This window comes from Membranihabitans maritimus (genome assembly GCF_021729145.1).
GTDB lineage: Bacteria > Bacteroidota > Bacteroidia > Chitinophagales > Saprospiraceae > Membranihabitans > Membranihabitans maritimus.
The window spans coordinates 59,939-78,048 of the sequence record NZ_JAJSLW010000011.1; the positions used below are offsets into that span (position 1 = coordinate 59,939).

Sequence of the window (18,110 nt, forward strand, 5' to 3'; positions counted from 1 at the left end):
GGCATTTTCAATGATATATGTCCTGTAAAAGTTTGTCAAATCTATAATGTTTGCAGTTCTGTACAGGTGTCTTATGCGCGATTAAAAGAGGTCGGGTTTGGGAAAGTTTCCGGGATTATTACTTGTAATGGCCTTTGACGGAATATATTTCTATTTTGTTGTTATAAACTTTGTATATAAACCTATGTTCTCTGGTTATTCTACGAGACCAAAAAAAAGCCCGACCAATTATACTTAAGTTCCTCAGGTTTTCCTATTCAAGAGTATGGATCTTTTTGAATACTTTTAATTAGTCGAGTAATTTTTTTTACTATTCGTTTGTCTCCTGCTTTAACAAATAATTCAAACTGTTTTCTGGCTGTCGGAGAGAATATTATTTCCACAAATCTTCTAATTCTTTGATGCTCATTTTTATGCCTTTACCTTCTTCGATTTCTTTTGCACTCTGTTTCATCATTTTTTCCCAATCCGGGTTGTAAAGCTCATTGGATTCAGAAACTTGAGACTTGGACCGTGAGTCGAATTTTTCAGGGTGATTAAGTTTTTCATAGGGTATCTTCAGAGCTTTTAATACCGCTTCGATGGCTTTGGCCTGTTCTTTATTTTGGGGATGTACGGTAAGTGTCTTCATAGTGATTACAATTTATTAAGTTAACGGGACAAATGGCTAAGTAGTTTCCCAATCCCTAAAATATGTAATAATCACTAGAATGAAAAGGACGTAGATATACAGAACCTATGAGAATCAATACCCGATTGCAGTATTGAAAGCTGTTATCTATAGGTAAGATCCATCAACATGTGCGTTGGAATTCACATTTTAATACGAAAATGAATAAAATACGTATTTAAAAGTTGTAGAAATATTTTTATAGTAAGTAATAATACGTATATTTATCTACGTATTTATTCAAAATTCAATATTATGAAGCACATAATTGTCATCGGAAACGGAATGGTAGGTTATAAATTTTGTGAGAAGCTCGAAGCAAAGGGAGGTCTTAATAGCTATAATGTTACGGTTTTTGGTGAGGAAGCACGACCGGCATATGACAGAGTGCATTTAAGTGAATATTTTTCCGGGAAGAGTGCAGAAGACCTGGGATTGTGTAACCCAAATTGGTATGGGGATGTGGGGATTCGGTTGAAAACATCAGAGTTAGTTACAGAGGTTGATACCGAGAAGAAAACAATATTGTCACATAAAGGCAAACAGTATAACTATGATTATCTGATTATGGCGACCGGCTCTATACCATTTGTGCCACCGATTAAGGGGGTGGAAAAAAAGGGGGTTTTTGTGTACAGGACGATTGAAGATCTCGATGCCATAAAAGATTACGGCGAAAAGTTGAAAAAAGGAAAATGCAGGGAAGCAGCCGTAATGGGTGGGGGATTATTGGGACTGGAGGCTGCTAAAGCTGTAAAAGACCTGGGTTTGAATGCTCATATTATAGAATTTGCGTCCCGATTGATGCCCCGGCAGTTAGATGATGGAGCCAGTAAAACGTTACAGAAAAAAATTGAATCACTCGATATTGGTGTTTACCTGGATCGGAAAACTGAGTTTATAAGCGGGGAGGAAAGTATTGAAGGGCTAAAATTTCAAGATGATACTGCGCTGGATTGCAGTATGCTGGTTATTTCAGCAGGAATTCGACCACGGGATGAATTAGCCAGGAAAGCTGGTGTTATAGTAGGAGACCGCGGAGGTATCGTAGTAAATGATAAAATGGAAACCTCAGCACCTGGGGTTTATGCAATAGGAGAGGTGGCAATTTACAATGAAAGGATATACGGTTTGGTGGCACCGGGATATGAGATGGCGGAAGTAGTGGTTAATCAATTGACAGGCGAAGATAAACGTATGCCGCCCGAAATTGATATGTCGACACAGTTGAAGTTGATAGGAACAGAAGTAGCGAGTTTTGGGGAACCATTTATAGAGGACGAAGATACTACTCCGATTGTGTATGAAAATAAACAAAAAGGGGTGTACAAAAGAATCAATATTTCGTCAGATGGGCAAAAATTATTGGGCGGTATACTGGTAGGAGATTCATCCGATTATTCTTCTCTTCACCAGGTATATATCAATGGATTGCGATTGCCAGAGGATCCCGAGACCTTGATAATTGGTTCGGTAGGTGGAGATGGAGGTGTCATCCTGGATAGTGTGCTGGAACTTCCGGATTCTGCACGTGTATGTTCGTGTGAAAATGTGACCAAAGGGCGTATTTGTGATTCATTGACCGATGGAAGTTGCTGTAATTTAAGTGACGTAGTAGCTGCTACCAAAGCTACATCCGGTTGTGGCGGGTGCAAGCCTATGGTGAAAGATTTGGTCAATGAGACCTTGAAATCCATGGGACAGGAAGTGAAAGAAGTAGTTTGTGAGCATTTTGAATATAATCGACAGGAAATTTATGACCTGATCAAGGTTCATAAGATAGTTAGTTTTGAGGAAGCTATATTGCGTTTTGGAAAAGGCCATGGGTGTGAGGTTTGTAAACCCGCCCTGGCCTCTATTTTTGCCAGTATTTATAATGAAACAGCAAATAAACAGGTTTCTATTCAGGATTCCAATGATCGATTTCTGGCAAACATACAGCGCAATGGTTCCTATTCGGTGGTTCCGAGAGTACCGGCAGGTGAAATAACGCCTGATAAATTAATTGAAATGGGAAGGATTGCCAAGAAATACGATCTGTATACCAAGGTAACTGGCGGACAACGGATTGATATGTTCGGTGCCAAATTGGAAGAATTACCTCTCATTTGGAAAGAATTGATCGATGCTGGATTTGAGAGTGGTCATGCATATGGCAAAGCACTGCGGACGGTCAAGAGCTGTGTCGGTTCCACATGGTGTCGGTATGGAATGGACGAAAGTGTGAGTTTTGCTATAGAACTTGAAAATAGATATAAAGGGATTCGTTCTCCCCACAAAATAAAAGGAGGTGTATCAGGCTGTATACGTGAATGTGCAGAAGCCAGGTGCAAGGATTTTGGAGTAATAGCCGTTGAAGGGGGCTGGAATCTTTATATCGGTGGAAACGGAGGGGCGAATCCCAAGCATGCCCAATTACTCGCAGAGCAAATCGATAATGAGACATGCATAAAATATATTGATCGATTTCTAATGTTTTACATACAAACAGCTGCGCCCCTTACCAGGACTTCCAAGTGGTTAGAAAAAGTGGAAGGCGGTATCGATTATGTTCGTCAAGTTGTGGTGGAAAACCGTCTGGGAATTGCAGAAGATCTGGAAAAAGAAATGCAGGGATTGATCAATTCTTATGAGTGTGAGTGGAAGCAAGCCATAGAAGACCCGGAAATGATGAAACGTTTCAAGCATTTTGTCAATTCGGATGATACAGATGACAATATAGTTTTTGTCCCGATGAGGGATCAAAAGATGCCAAGACCCTGGAAATAAAATGATTATCGGAAAACGAAATTCCAATTCAAAATAAAGCAAAATGCAAGATTTATTAAACGAATATCAAACTATAGGTGTGGATAAAGTGAAAGTATGGGTTAAGGCCGGAACGGTAGATGATTTTCCGACCAACGGTGGTGCATGTATTAAATATAAAAAAAAGCAAATTGCAGTCTTTAACTTTACAACCATGTCCAGGTGGTATGCCTGTCAAAACCTTTGTCCACACAAAATGGAAATGGTTATATCTAGAGGTATGATTGGAGATAAAGATCAGATTCCAAAGGTTGCGTGTCCGTTGCACAAAAAGACTTTTTCACTGGAGAATGGAACAAATATGGAAGGGGAGGATTACAAATTAGCCACATATCCTGTTCGGATAGCTGATGGAGCTGTATTCGTGGGGTTTTCGGAATAGGTTTGTAAGGAAAAAGTGCCTAAAATTGGAAGTTATGAGTACTTAAAGGTAGGTGGGCTCATAATTCACTCTTAGTACTTCACGGAATCTAATTACTTCCCGGTACTCACCTTGATTTTGTAACTTTGTACTGATATGGAACCAGCCCGGAAAAATTCATCTCCAGATATCGGGACCTTTCGTAGGTTGATCCGATTGTACAAATTGGCATTGGGTGCAGTAGCGTTGTCTGCAATTGTAAGTCAGGTTTTGATACAAAACTTTCTGGATCGGCAGGAGGGAGATGCCAAGGTTATTAATATTTCCGGGCGCCAGCGTATGTTGAGTCAGAAGTTGACAAAGGAATCATTGAAGTTGGTATCCATTACCGACAATGTCAGGAGACAGGAGATCATCGATACTTTGAAATCAACGTTAACTCTTTGGAATTCTTCACATGAAAAATTGCAAAATATTGACAGGAAGTCTTTCCTTATTAAGGAAAACAGTAATCAAATTCTTCAATTATTTTCCAGGATTAATCCTTATTTCACCTCCATTTCCAACGCATTAGGTACAACATTGGCGGAGATAGAAAATAATATAAACATTTCGTCGGATTCTGTAAGTAGTTTGATTTACCCGGTCCTCAGTAGTGAGAATGAATTTTTGTATTGGATGGATGCGATCACTGACCAATACGAAAAAGAAGCTGCACGTAAAGTTGCCAAGCTGAGGAAATTAGAGTATGGACTGTTGATTTTTACTTTGTTGGTATTATTGGCGGAATTCCTTTTTATATTTAAACCGGTAGCTTTTGATGTAAAAGCAACTATGAAAAAGTTACTCGTTGCAGAGGATAAGGCAAAAAAAATGGCCAGAGAAGCTGATGAGATGAGTAATGCGCGAGAACGTTCTGTTCGTGAATTACGCGCATTAAATTATGCCATGGACCAGGCCTTATTATATGCGAGGTTGACTACTGACGGTAGGGTAATCCATCTCGGGGCCAAATTTTCAAATCTATTTGATTTACGTACTTCTTATTATGACGGAAGGGAGAACCCCATACATAAATGGAAGCGAAAAGATGAACTTTTTTCGAAATTAATCGCTAGTAAGGAATCAGAGCAGAGGGCGATCGAAAGTGTAATATCGGAGAATCAGAGGAGAGGTTGGCAAGGAGAGATGAAATTAACTCGTACAGACCAGGAGATTTGGTTGGAAATGTCATTGATCCCGGTGTTTATATCTAAAGAAAAATCTGAACTTTTATTAATATGTATGGACATTACGGAACGTAAGAAGGCCCAATTTGAGATCGACAGATTAAATAAAGAAACATTTGAAGAGAAGATGAACCAGCAAAAGGTGATCTCTGGTAAGATTATTGAAAACCAGGAAAATGAACAGAATCGAATTGCAAAAGATATTCACGATGGGATTGGGCAAATGTTAACTGGATTAAAATTTAATTTGGAAAGTATAAATCTGGATCAACCTGAGAAAGCTGCTTCCAAAATAGAAAATCTTAAAGAGCTCACTACTTCGATTATTAAAGGAGTACGGACAGCAACATTTAATCTGGCACCGCCAGAGCTAACAGATCATGGAATTGTTCCTGCATTGCAAAAGCTTACACGCGAGTTGTCTCGATTGACAGGGAAGGAAATTATTTTTCTTAACAAGAGTGATTTTAATCTTCGATTGGAGTCCTTAAAAGAGATTAATATTTACCGAATCGTTCAGGAAGCCATTAACAATGCTATAAAATATGCAGAATCATCGCATATTATGGTGACCCTTTCGCATAGTGAACATTTATTGAGTTTGATTATTGATGACAATGGAAAGGGATTTAAGGTGCGGGAAATATCAGATGCAAATGATGGGACTACTCCCGGGCTGGGAATGTCCTTTATGCGGGAGCGTACCCAATATATAGATGGCCGGATTTTTATAAATTCAATTCCAGGGGAAGGTACCAGAATCACCTTGAATATTCCAATATGATTAGGCAGTTATTAAATTTGTTCTCATTCCAATTGGTTCATGTTATATGAAGAGTATTTGTAAATACTTTCAGTGATTCAACCCAAAAATGTTGAGCCAGGGATTTTTTGTAGTAATTTAATTTCCCTTAATCCAACACATCAGAAATATTTGAAATGGCTTATTATTCGATTTCCGGGGAAATCACTTAGTATATTCCGGGAACCATGGAGTCTGTATTTGTAAATTCGGCTTCAATGCGGATAGATAGCAAAAATGTACAATTTGATACCAATAGGGGGGGAATAAAAAAGGCGATTGAAGAATGCTTCAATCGCCTAAAATAACTTAATATTTTATTTTTAATATCCTGAATTTCTATTTCCACTGTATTTAGATCCAGATCTTGATGAACCAGGCGTTCCTTCCCCTGCATCGGGACCATCTGGTTCTGCCATTGATTCATCTCCAGGCTTGGCAATATAGAATTCTACTCTTCTATTCAGATACTGCTGCATTTCTTCTCTTTTTTCCAGGCTATGATTATCTTCTAACTCAGGTATGAGTGTATTTTCTTCACCTCCATATTGGATCACGAAGCGTTCTCTCGGAATATCATATCTATCCACTAAATAATCTATAGTGGCATTTGCTCGCCTATATGATAAAACTTTATTATAATCCTCATTACCTCGGTTATCGGTGAATCCTTTGACCAGAACTTTTACATCGGGATGAGTATTCATTACAGTAGCCACCTGGTGAAGTGCTCCGTAAAATTCTGGTTTTACATAGTATTTATTTAAGTCAAAATTAACCATAGGTAAGAACCACTCTGTTCTTATATTATCCAATTTGCTATTGACCAAAGAATTAATTTCATCTTCAGTCATATAACCAGGATCAGGCATAATAGCTACTCCATCTTCATCCACATCGAATCCAGGATTGGAAAATGGCTCTTTGTCCATATAATCTGCTACGCCGTCATCATCACTATCCAATGCAACGCCTCTAACATCGACTGGTGCCCCACTGGGGGTATCCGGTTCCTGATCAAGCATATCAATTACCCCATCTTCATCCGTATCCGTTAAATCCAATTCGGGACGTGATTTGACTTCTGCCAAATCCATTAGAGAGGAAGAAAGTGGATTTAACCAATATAAAGGTTCAGTCCTTTTATCAAATGATCCTAAATTTATATTCAAACTCAAGCTAGTATAGTGCAATAAATCTAGATTGTTGGATTGGTCTACCGCGTCTCTATATTCATAGCTATCCAACAAATCGTTATCCGCAAATACCACTTGATGTCTCAATCCAATATTCAAACGGTCATTTATTTTTCTAGATACTCCTACACTTCCCAAAAACGTTGGATAAATAGATTTGTCATCGCCCAAAGCTTTTATAGTATTGGATACACCACCATCTGTTTCCCATGAATCATCGAGTAGGTTTTCGATCCTTTCTCTTGCTGTTTTTCGATCCTCTTTTGAAGTAAGATTTAATCCCTGAGTTACACTCCCCCAATTGTAGTTAGACGAACCATTAAACAGATTCAAAGTCGTAGTGGGTGCTTCGAAACCAATTCCACCGGCAATATTAAAATTCCATTTGGTCGATGGTCTGTGGAACAGGATATTTCCCATATTAATAACTGCTTCGATTCCACCACCCCAAACTTGTGTTTTATAACTTCTGTGAATATTACTAACTCCCTCGAATCTCCCTCCAAGATTATTTTGACGGTAGAACTTTTCTCTTTTTATTACATTTATTCCAGTAGGCCTGGCGTCAAGTCCACGAGCACTGTAATAATTCACAGAAGCTCTAACTGAAATATTGTAATTAATTGCTTTTCTTAAATGTGCACCAAACCCTATCCCGCTTAAAAATTGTGGCTCTACGTCTCCACTTATGAATGAATGTCCAACATTCACACCCAGCTCCCACATATCTTTTGGTTTGGCAGAATATGGATAGTCACCGGATCTCCATTCACCATTTTGTTCAGGATCTACCGTTTTATTATCATCAATCATTTGTGATCCGTACGAAATGCCGGAAACTCGTTCATTTGACGACTCGTCCTGGGCTTGAACTGAAGATAGTGCAAATAAACTGAGAATAAAGAAGTAAAAAATGCGTGTCATAGGGTGTATTATTTACCAAAAAATATTTTCTTTACAAAGATAATTGATTCTTTATTAATATAAAATCTATTCCAATCTTTATAATTAATTAATGTAATGTTAAAATTTTCAAAGAATGGATCTGAATAAAATATTGAACGGTTTGAAAAAACCGACAAACAATATAAATTTCAATGATAACTATCAAAATATCATTCTGTCCAATTTACAGAATAAGTACGGAAATAAATTCAAAGAGTCACTGGACTTATTAAACTTTAACACTTCCACACTAATTTGGGACCAACAAATTAATGATCCTTATGAATTATCTCCTATTTTTAATCAATGGAGTCATTTAAAAGGTAAAATTTGTTATATCTCTGATTCCAGGGAATCATTAAGGTTGGTGTCCAATGCTATTGCCAATGAATCCAGACGCTATATATATTCTATTATTAGTGAAAATACTAATTCTTGTGAGTTAATTAAGTATTTCTTAAATAATACAAAAAAAAATACAATTCACCATAATTTTTTAGCTGAACAACAACATTTGTTATCAAATTATCCTGATTCAGTCTTTTCCCTAAGGTTGGGAGCTTTGAAGAATGATCTTTCATCTGCTTTCCCTTATCTGTTTGACAGTGAATTTATTATACTTAATGTAAACGCATTAAAATTTTGCGATGCCCCTGCCCAGGATGGAATTAATCCAAGCGGTCTTACTTCGGAAGAAATTAATCAGATTGCCTTTATGGCGGGGCAGAGTCCGATCAATAAGTATTTTATTGTGTATGGATTGGATAATCTTGACAGGGATGTTAATGGTGTGACCTTTAATGCCATATCCCAATTACTTTGGTATTATAATCTGGGGGCAGTTGAAAAGAGGTTGATAGCACCTGATGACCTTGCTGGTCATGGGCATGAATTTGTGATTCAATCTTCTAATTTATCGGAAAACATATCTTTTATTAAAGATATATTGACAGGAAAATGGTACCATAAATTGCCTTTTTTGGTTCCGGGAAAATATTCTCATCATCAGTGGATTCCCTCTACTTATGAGGAGTATTTGAAGGCTTCAGATGATAATATTCCCTATAGATTACTAGAGTTATATGATGTGTTTAGAGGGTTAGAGGCCTGATTATATTTTCTAATTGCAAAAACCTTGATCCTTTTATTAATATGTTGGCGTTTTTATTTTCTATAGTTTTTTTGGTTTGTAGGATAAACTCGTCAGTATTAGCGTAAAGAAAGAAGGGTTTTGAAGTCGGTATCTCTACGTGTTGAAAAATTTGTCCGATTAGATGAATTTCATCCACTTGAGACAAATTGATTTTAGAAATTAAATCCGTGTGTTCTTCCTCTGCGACCGCACCCAATTCTCCCATTTCCCCAATAATTAGAATTTTTGGTTTGGTAAAGGACGAATCGAAAGCCTGAATGGAGGCCCACATGCTTGTAGGGTTGGCGTTATATGCATCTAAAACTACAGTATTATTGTTCCAATGCACAATTCTCGAACGATTTGATCCGGGTTCAAATTTTTCAATCGCTGTTTTTATACTTTGTAATGGAATGTCAAAAAATAAAGAAATTGATACGGCATTTTTTATATTATTTAAATTGTGATCACCTATTAATTTAGTTTTAATGGCAACCCTAATATTCTTTAGATTGTCGATAAGTACAAAGTGTAGGAAAGGAGACTTCCGGACGTTATCTAATGATATGTTTTTATATAAATTTTTTGATGCAAAAAGAATTTTATTTACCGGGTGTGATTTTAATGATTCGATACTTTTTTCTTCGGTATTTACAAATAGCTTACCATTGTTTGCAAATAAATAATCTGCTAATTCTGACTTAGCTTTTAAAACACCCTCGATAGAGTGTAAGTATTCCAAATGGGATTTGCCAATGTTTAAAATAATTCCAAAATCAGGTTCTGCAATTCTGCATAAGTCTTTTATCTCACCAAAATGATTAGTTCCCATTTCCAGGACGAAAAAGTCTGTTTCCGGCGGAGCCTGCAAGATTGTCAGGGGCAAGCCGATATTATTGTTAAAGTTTCCCGGTGTACTATGTACCTGGTACTTTTCTGACAATATTTTAGATATTAATTCTTTATTGGTCGTTTTTCCATTGCTTCCTGTAACAGCTAGTATAGGCGCATCAAACTGCTTTATGTGATGTGTTGCTAAATCCTGTAAAATAGCCAGGGGACTCTTTACGACAAAAATATGAGGTAGATCTATTGATGGTGGGGACTTTTCACAAATTATAGCTATAGCCCCTTTTTCGGCGGCTTCCTTTACAAAATTATTGGCGTCAAAATTGTTGCCTTTTAGGGCGAAAAATATTTGTCCGGCTTCTAGTGTCCTGGTATCTATAGATACTCCTTTACTGTTGATAAATATACCGTATACTTGGTCGACAATATTTTGTTCTGATTTATTATGCATCATGTAATAATACGGACTTAATTAAATATAATGGGGCTTGAGAAGATTAAACAAATATCTGTTTGTTGCATTTTTCTATTTGTAGGTAGTAAAATCCGTTCTAAAGAATAGTTGCTGTTTTTTTGCAATAAAAAAGGCCCTCAATAGTTGAAGGCCTCAAATTTAATTTCTGTAGAAAAGACGGCTACACTAAGTATTCATTCTAGTATCGTCTTCTATTTCTTTTTTTGGAAGCCTTTTTAAATACATTGCCTCCTTTACTGTCATTTCCTGCTGAAGGACCATTCCTGGTCATAGCACAGCGAAATCCAACCGATCTACTTGCCTTGGTCTGGCCCATAAATCTTCTTGTACCCGGACTCAGCCAATAAGGGCGATCGGCCCAGGATCCGCCTTTGATTACCCTTGAACTGTCTGAGACGAGAGAATTTTCTCCAAATACGTAGTCGGCACCTGAATCTTCATCTCCATCCAGATAATCTCTTGCATCTACAACATCAATAGATTCTATTTTTTTGAGTTCTTCTTCTGTCATCGGACGTTCCTGTAAACGGCCGTATTCATCTTTTTCTACTCGGGATCCATCTTCATTTCTCTCTGCAGTCTTAAAGACATTCCCTCTAAACGGATTGAGATCTTGATTGTCGACATCCCGCAATGTCAGACTGTGTGTAGGACGATATACATCAGCTACCCACTCACTAACGTTACCTGCCATATTATACAGACCAAAGTCATTGGGATAATAGTTCCTGACGGGACCCGGTATAGCAGCTTTGTCATTGAGGTTCCCTGCTACTCCCATGTAGTTACCTCCTTTTCTTTTGAAGTTTGCCAGGAATTGCCCCTGTGCTTTTCCGCGCCACTTATAACGGAGGGTATTCCCGTCCCATGGATAAATCCTTCGATCCGTTATCAGATCATTATTTTCGGATTCCAAATTTCCTGTTAATCCATACGCTGCATATTCCCATTCAGCTTCCGTGGGTAAACGGTAGCTTGGAAGCATGATCCCATCACTATAGTTTACGGGGCGTTCTCCCCCTGTTCCTAAATCCTTTAAATTTTCTTTTACCGATCCTTCATATTGTCCGGCTAAATATGCGTCAGTATTAAAGTTGTCCGCATTCTTTTGTTCAGGGTTAGGATTTAATATACCTTTTTCGATTAATAGGTATTCATTAACCCTGTCAGTACGCCATTTACAGTATTCATTTGCTTGCTGCCAACTAACCCCCACAACCGGATATTCATCATACGACGGATGTCGGAAATAATTCTCAACATAGGGTTCATTATAAGCTAATTCTTCCCTCCATACCATCGTGTCAGGTAAAATTTCCATAACCCTTTCCGGGTATTGTTCACCAAATACACGGCTATTCCAATATACGAATTCTCTATAGTCTATATTCGCTACTTCTGTTTCATCCATGTAAAATGAAGAAACCGTGACCCTTCTGGGAACTGCATCCCACCGGTACATGACGTCTTCCTGCGGATTTCCCATTGTAAAAGTTCCTCCCTCAATAAGTACCAAATTGGGACCTGTAATCTGGCCATCGTAATCCAATTTCTGGAAACCACCCCATTCTTCGCTATTATATACCCATCCTGTAGTAGATGAGCGGTTACTTTTTTTACAGGATGACAAAGATCCTATTAAACAGAAAACCGAAAGTAAATACAAAAATTTATGCATCGATATTATTATTTAACTTAAGCGTTCTTTTGCCGGTTCAAACTAAATTATACATTCAACTTCTAAACGGCTATTTTTATTTCTTATTTTGTGAACGAAAATAAATTGCAAATATAGAAAAACTAATGACTTTCCTTTATCCACCCTTCATACATATTGGGGGATAGTAAATAAATTGGAAACAGGCCAAAATGCTTTAACCATACAAATTTAAAATTTGTCAGAAAGAAATCAAGATATTGCTTTTTATTTATTGGTATCATTTTTAATTTCTTTGATAGGACCCTCTTTAGGTGAGTTGTTGATTTCAAGCTCTTCCGGTTCAGGTTATTTTTCACATGCAATACATCGTATCGTTCAAATCCAACATCACTTTCATAATGGGAGTCTACCAATTTGGTCAAGTTTCCATTCCGGGGAAATTCCTTTGTATGTATATCCTTCCACCTGGAACCCATTTTACCTTATAATCACTTACTTCATTGATACTCCATATCGCGCTTTACATTGCATATTGTACCTCCTCTTTACATTTGCTGCAATTGGTTTTTATCAATTTTGTTTTTTGCTTTCCAGGAATCGGATTTTAAATGCCTTAGCAAGTTTTAATTTCCTGGCATTGATCTTCATCATTGTTTTAAAAAAGGGGGGGGACGGACTTGAAGTAATGTCTACAGCTCCAGCATTGATATGGTGTTTGTACAGATATATTTATTCTGGGAAAAAAAGTTTTCTTTATTGGGTTTTTATCCTTGTATTCATTCAAATGACTTTTTTTTCCCAGATCTACTCCCTTATTTTAAATGGAATTCTTCTTTCGTGTTTTATTATTATTGGCGCTTTGCAGGGGGAATTCAATTTCAGGATATTTCGTCCATCATTGATGGTACTGGCCGGTAGTTCATTTGGATTAAAATTGTATTATGAATATTGGATATTCTATAGTGATTTTGAACCCTTTAATAGTTATTTAGGAATTGAAAAATTTAATTTAATTCTATTTATTGGGATTCTTTTACCGCTGATAATCATCGTTTTATTAAAATTCTTGTATAATAAATCAGGTGAAATTTTAAATTTTTCGGCAAATTTAAAAGTAATTATACTTGTACTGGCGGGATGCCTTCAAACGATCGTAATATTGGGTATTAATAATAAGGTAAATAAATATCCCTCAACTGTTTTGGATGCAGACACCAGTTACGTATTCAATGAATTAAATGGTGATTCGAGTATTGAGGTACATCCAACCGCCTTGAGGGATACTTTAAATAGCGATAAGTATGATTTTTCAAGGTATCCATTGTTTTATTTTAGTTCGCTGCGGCAAAAAAGTCTTCCATTTACAAAAATTTTTAATGATAAGGTTTTCTTGCATCCAAATTCAAATTTCAATCATTTCAATATTGGCCTCCTGTCAGTCCGCCAGGAGCAAGAATTGGTTTTTAATACCTTTTACCATCCGGCTTGGAGAGTCTATGTTGACCATCAACTGGTGCCCACTGTGAGGACAGCCTTTGATCGAATGAAAATAAATATTCCCATCGGCCTGCATGTGGTAGACTGGAAGTTTTGGCCCGGAGATACAATGATCTGGTATCTTTTTTCAATCTCTATCATTATGGTGTTCCTGGTATTGATTTTTTCTGGAAATCCCGGTTTATTATGGGGTACATTATTGGTTTTATTGCCCGTTGTTATTGGGTATTTTTTAAATATTAAAGAGGTTGAAAATTTAGAAACTGAAAGCGATATTGTCACTTCAAATGAATCATCGGATTGGTATTTTGATTATGAGAGCAAAAATGATTTTTGGTTTTGGCGTGATGAGCAACTAACTATTGAAAAGTCAGCAAGTGGCTTTCGATCAGAAATGTTAGATAGTTCAAGTATATATAGCGCCACACTTCTTATTCCTAATGTAGCTCAAGAAATTAAGAGCGCAAAATTCTCATTTAAATCTATCCATTCTAAGGATACCAGGTTGGCAATAGTTGGGGTGGAGAGAAAAGGGGGAGAGGAAAAACATAACATTAATTATATTAAAGCGTTGAAAAATGAGGAGTGGGTAAATACTGACGTGGAGCTAAATATATCCTCAATGGATACTAAATCAAGGAGTTTGGTATTTTATATTTGGAATTACAATAAGGAAACTTTTTGGATTGATGACTTAAAAGTCCAGTTGCAATAAATGATAAGATATTTTACTTTATTTATTCTATTAATATTTCAAAACATCTATGGTCAGGAGATTATAGATATAGATTTGGAATGGAAAGAACAGAATGGAGAATTAAAGCTCCTAAACGAGTCTACTGATGCTTCCGGATTACCTGTATTGTTTTACCGCTTTCCAATTTCACGGGGGGACAGCATTATTGCATCACTTTCGATAGGGACGGAAAAGCACATTTCACATTTTTCGCCGCCAAAAACCTTGCAATCCTATTTTCAAGTAAAAACGTATTCAGAGATAGAACGGGGTAAAACATATGGTACTGTTTTTCTATATCCCTTGCGTTCAATGGGTACCGGTGGAGTACAAATTCTTCAAACAGGCAGGTTGAAAATTGAGATCACATCGAAAAGAGCTCGGGGAAGTGTTAGAAATAACCCATTTTCCAATGAGTCGATCCTTTCCCAGGGAACTTTGTTGAAAATACCGATTTCAAGTTCAGGTATTTATACCATCAGTTTTGCCGATCTGACTCAGCAATGGGGGAATGAAGCATTAAATGTAGAACAAATTCAATTATTTAGTGGGCATAACTCTTCATTGCCTCTTATGGTGGGAAGCGAAAAAATTGACGACTTAATTGAGGTCCCGATTTATGTATCAGAAACAGATGATATTTATTTTTGGGGGGAAGGTAGAGATGTAAAGGAAGTAAATTCTGGTTCCGGATTTCCGGAGGTAAATCACAATATTTATTCAGATACTAATTATTACTTTCTAAGACATGGAGTGGAAGAAGGGAAAAGAATTGGTAAATCTTCCGACCAAATAGATAATGGAAAGATTTCCATTTCTCAAGGTAAAGACGTATTTCGTTACGAGGAAGAAAATTACAATATTTTACTTGATGTTGTAAATCTTCAGGGGTCCGGAAGAATATGGTATTCGAATAAATATACGGGAAGTAATTCAATTGATTTTTCTGAATTATTGAGAGATATACCTATCATTTTGGAAGAACCAGCCCGGTTTAAAAGTGCTTTTGCCGGACGTTTAAATAATACCGGACGGATTACTTTTGATGTTGGTGGGCGCCAATTTGAAAGAACAATTTTTTCAGTCAATACCGGGGATATTTACAGTTTGAGTTCGAGACATATTGAATACGAAGAGAGTTTATTGCTTACTAGCAAAAGTTGGTCAATGGATTTTCAGGCAGGGGGAAGTTCCGGAATTGGATATCTGGACTTTATGGAACTGGGTTTTGAAAAAAGGCTTGAATTTCTGAATGCTCCTCTCTATTTTGCTTCGGAGGAGCGAGAGGTAAACTTTGATGTTGCCGGTAGTGCATCTGATCCACAGGTTTGGAATATCACTGATCCGCATAATTGTTTTTCTGTGCCTGCCGTTTCTTCCGGGAATTCCGTGGTTATTGGACCTCGGGATAATTTTCCTGGGCTCAATGGTTTTGTACTTTTTGAACCTGGCCAGGCGCGCAGAATTGAGCAAATTATCCCTGTGGGAAATCAGAACCTACATGCATTGGATCGAGTGGATTACCTGGTGATTTACCATCACAAATTTGCTAATTCAGCACGGCGGTTAGCCAATTTCAGAAGGGAGCAAAATGGTTTTGAAGTTGAAACCGTAGAAGTCAGAAAAATATTTAATGAATTTTCCTCAGGTAAAATTGATCCGGGGGCTATAAGGAATTTTATTAAAATGCTATATGAAAGAGGAAATGAAAATATTCGTGTTTTGCTCATGGGAGATGGAAGTTTTGATTACAAGAATACCTCTTCATTAATTGGGTATCCAAATGAGAATTATGTTCCTGTTTTTGAGACCTATAATTCCTGGGATCCTGTAAAGGCTTTCCCATCGGATGACTTTTATGCACTAATGGATGATCGCGAAGGAGGAGACCTAAAAGGTGCGTTGGATATTTCAATTGGGCGATTACCAGTCAGAACGGAAGCCGAAGCTGAAATAATTGTACAGAAAATAATAGATTATGAGTCAAATCCCAACCGTTTTGGTCCCTGGCGCAATGAATCCTTGTTTGTAGCCGATGATGGAAATTCAAATTTATTTTTGGGATATACCGAAGATTTGACAGATGAAATGGAAGAGCGTGAAAATCGATTTCAGATCAATAAAGCTTATATAGATGCATATGAAAAGGAAGTTGGATCCAATGATGTCCGAGCACCGAGGATCAATGAGATTATTAATAATAATGCCTTTGAGGGCCAATTATTAATAAATTATCAAGGGCATGGAGGATCTAGTGGCTGGGCTGATGAAGCTATCTTATCAAAACGAGATCTCGAGAAGTGGAATAATTATTTGAAATATCCTGTATTGGTAACGGCTACTTGTACATTTGCCGGCTATGATGATCCACGGGAAGTTACAGCTGGTGAATATGCACTTACTATTCCGGAAAAGGGGGCTGTAGCTCTATTTACAACGACCCGGGTAGTATATGCAAGCTCCAACGACAGACTCACGAATTCTGTTTTCAACAGGTTGTATGAGAATAGCAACACGACTTTAGAAATTGGTGAATGGCTTCGGTTGTCAAAGAACGCTAATCGGTCAGATACACTTGATATAAACTCCCGGAAGTTTACTCTCCTTGGTGACCCTGCTATGGCAATAGGCATTCCCAGACATCAAATCCAGATTAACCGTATCAATGGAGAAACGGTTGAAAACAATGACTCTCTTTCTTTAGGGGCTTTACAGAAAGTGACTGTCGAAGGAACAGTGCATGCTTCCACTGGTGAATGGCTTCAGGATTTTAATGGAGAAGTATATCCGGTCCTGTTTGATAAAAAGAAAACCTTTCGGACATTGGGGCAGGGAACCAGTAATTCTCCGCGGAATTTTAGTCAATGGCAAAATGTATTGTATAAAGGTCGAGCTAGCGCGCAAAATGGAGAATTTACATTTGAATTTATCATACCCAAAGATATAGATTATTCCTTGGGGCAGGGTAGATTTTCATTTTATGGAGAAGCAAGTGGCAGTAGAGATGCCTGGGGAGTATTCGAAGATGTACAGATCGGAGGGACAGCAGATAATGCTATTGCTAATGATAATTCAGGTCCGAAAATGGATATTTTTTTGGAAGATCGTAGTTTTATGGAAGGAGATGAAGTAAACTCAGAACCCTTATTGCTTATTGACATCGAGGATCAGAGTGGTATAAATGTAAGTGGAAATGGAATCGGTCATGACCTGGTTTATTATTTAGATAAGGAAACTACAAATGAAACCGTATTGAATAGTTATTTTACATATGACCTTGATTCGTATACTTCCGGATCAGTAGAGTATCCCATCGGTGAATTAGAACCGGGTAAGCATACGCTGACCATTAAAGTTTGGGACAGCCATAATAACCTCTCCGAAAAAACAGTGGAGTTCTTTGTGAACAAGAGTGAATTAGAAATCAGGAATGTTTATAATTATCCCAATCCCTTTTTTGACCGTACAGAATTTCAGTTTGAGAATCCTTTGATTGGAAGTGATTTGGATATTGTAATTGATATTTATTCTGTTTCGGGTACATTAGTTCACCGATTAATGGAACAACGCAATTCGGCCGGACAGATGATCCGCAACATATTTTGGAATGGGAAAGACGACTGGGGACAGAAATTAGCAAATGGTGTATATCTCTACAAAACTAAGGTCATTGAGAACGGAATAAGCAATGGTACAGCCCTCACCAGTGATTTTCAAAAGATGGTTATCTTGAATTAATAGCCCTATATA

11 protein-coding genes are annotated in these 18,110 nt (G+C 37.3%); 6 read left to right on the forward strand and 5 right to left on the reverse strand.

Annotation, left to right across the window (positions count from 1 at the left end):
• Positions 1-118 precede the first annotated feature (118 nt).
• Positions 119-247: a type II toxin-antitoxin system YoeB family toxin gene (locus LVD47_RS24315; protein ID WP_439652021.1), complete on the reverse strand. Its 129-nt coding sequence runs from the start codon at positions 245-247 to the stop codon at positions 119-121.
• A 126-nt stretch (positions 248-373) separates the two neighbouring features.
• Positions 374-631 carry a DUF2683 family protein gene (locus tag LVD47_RS14205; RefSeq protein ID WP_236977748.1) on the reverse strand — a complete coding sequence of 86 codons (258 nt, stop codon included), beginning with the start codon at positions 629-631 and terminating at the stop codon, positions 374-376.
• Positions 632-925: 294 nt separating this feature from the next.
• Between LVD47_RS14205 and nirB the strand changes: the two genes are divergently transcribed.
• From nirB to LVD47_RS14220, 3 genes are all read left to right on the forward strand, one after another.
• Entirely contained in the window at positions 926-3,439 is a 2,514-nt protein-coding gene (nirB, locus tag LVD47_RS14210; RefSeq protein ID WP_236977762.1) for a nitrite reductase large subunit NirB, read from the forward strand.
• 43 nt (positions 3,440-3,482) lie between these two features.
• Positions 3,483-3,860, forward strand: a complete 378-nt coding sequence (gene nirD / locus LVD47_RS14215; RefSeq protein ID WP_236977764.1) for a nitrite reductase small subunit NirD — start codon at positions 3,483-3,485, stop codon at positions 3,858-3,860.
• A 135-nt stretch (positions 3,861-3,995) separates the two neighbouring features.
• The gene (locus LVD47_RS14220) at positions 3,996-5,852 is read left to right on the forward strand and encodes a sensor histidine kinase (protein ID WP_236977773.1); all 1,857 of its coding nucleotides are present in this window, start codon (positions 3,996-3,998) and stop codon (positions 5,850-5,852) included.
• Positions 5,853-6,193: 341 nt separating this feature from the next.
• Here the strand turns inward: LVD47_RS14220 and LVD47_RS14225 are convergent, their stop codons facing one another.
• Entirely contained in the window at positions 6,194-7,990 is a 1,797-nt protein-coding gene (locus tag LVD47_RS14225; protein WP_236977775.1) for an OmpA family protein, read from the reverse strand.
• 115 nt (positions 7,991-8,105) lie between these two features.
• Here LVD47_RS14225 and LVD47_RS14230 point away from each other — a divergent pair, with 115 nt between their 5' ends.
• Complete coding sequence (locus LVD47_RS14230) at positions 8,106-9,122, forward strand: hypothetical protein (RefSeq protein ID WP_236977777.1); 1,017 nt, start codon at positions 8,106-8,108, stop codon at positions 9,120-9,122.
• Here LVD47_RS14230 and LVD47_RS14235 read toward each other — a convergent pair.
• Positions 9,103-10,446, reverse strand: a complete 1,344-nt coding sequence (locus LVD47_RS14235) for a UDP-N-acetylmuramoyl-tripeptide--D-alanyl-D-alanine ligase (RefSeq protein ID WP_236977779.1) — start codon at positions 10,444-10,446, stop codon at positions 9,103-9,105. The two genes, LVD47_RS14230 and LVD47_RS14235, sit on opposite strands and share 20 nt — an antisense overlap.
• 199 nt (positions 10,447-10,645) lie before the next feature.
• Entirely contained in the window at positions 10,646-12,145 is a 1,500-nt protein-coding gene (locus tag LVD47_RS14240) for an SUMF1/EgtB/PvdO family nonheme iron enzyme (protein ID WP_236977787.1), read from the reverse strand.
• A 217-nt stretch (positions 12,146-12,362) separates the two neighbouring features.
• Here LVD47_RS14240 and LVD47_RS14245 point away from each other — a divergent pair, with 217 nt between their 5' ends.
• Positions 12,363-14,339: a hypothetical protein gene (locus LVD47_RS14245; RefSeq protein ID WP_236977789.1), complete on the forward strand. Its 1,977-nt coding sequence runs from the start codon at positions 12,363-12,365 to the stop codon at positions 14,337-14,339.
• Positions 14,340-18,098 (forward strand): type IX secretion system sortase PorU, encoded by a 3,759-nt coding sequence (gene porU, locus LVD47_RS14250; RefSeq protein WP_236977797.1) that lies wholly within the window; start codon positions 14,340-14,342, stop codon positions 18,096-18,098.
• Positions 18,099-18,110 lie beyond the last annotated feature (12 nt).

Bases quoted from the DNA above. Each gene is read 5' to 3' on its own strand.
- porU (WP_236977797.1), top strand. From the start codon at position 14,340: ATGATAAGATATTTTACTTTATTTATTCTATTAATATTTCAAAACATC.
- LVD47_RS14230 (WP_236977777.1), top strand. From the start codon at position 8,106: ATGGATCTGAATAAAATATTGAACGGTTTGAAAAAACCGACAAACAAT.
- nirD (WP_236977764.1), top strand. From the start codon at position 3,483: ATGCAAGATTTATTAAACGAATATCAAACTATAGGTGTGGATAAAGTG.
- LVD47_RS14220 (WP_236977773.1), top strand. From the start codon at position 3,996: ATGGAACCAGCCCGGAAAAATTCATCTCCAGATATCGGGACCTTTCGT.
- LVD47_RS14235 (WP_236977779.1), bottom strand. From the start codon at position 10,446: ATGATGCATAATAAATCAGAACAAAATATTGTCGACCAAGTATACGGT.
- LVD47_RS14225 (WP_236977775.1), bottom strand. From the start codon at position 7,990: ATGACACGCATTTTTTACTTCTTTATTCTCAGTTTATTTGCACTATCT.
- LVD47_RS14240 (WP_236977787.1), bottom strand. From the start codon at position 12,145: ATGCATAAATTTTTGTATTTACTTTCGGTTTTCTGTTTAATAGGATCT.
- LVD47_RS14205 (WP_236977748.1), bottom strand. From the start codon at position 631: ATGAAGACACTTACCGTACATCCCCAAAATAAAGAACAGGCCAAAGCC.
- nirB (WP_236977762.1), top strand. From the start codon at position 926: ATGAAGCACATAATTGTCATCGGAAACGGAATGGTAGGTTATAAATTT.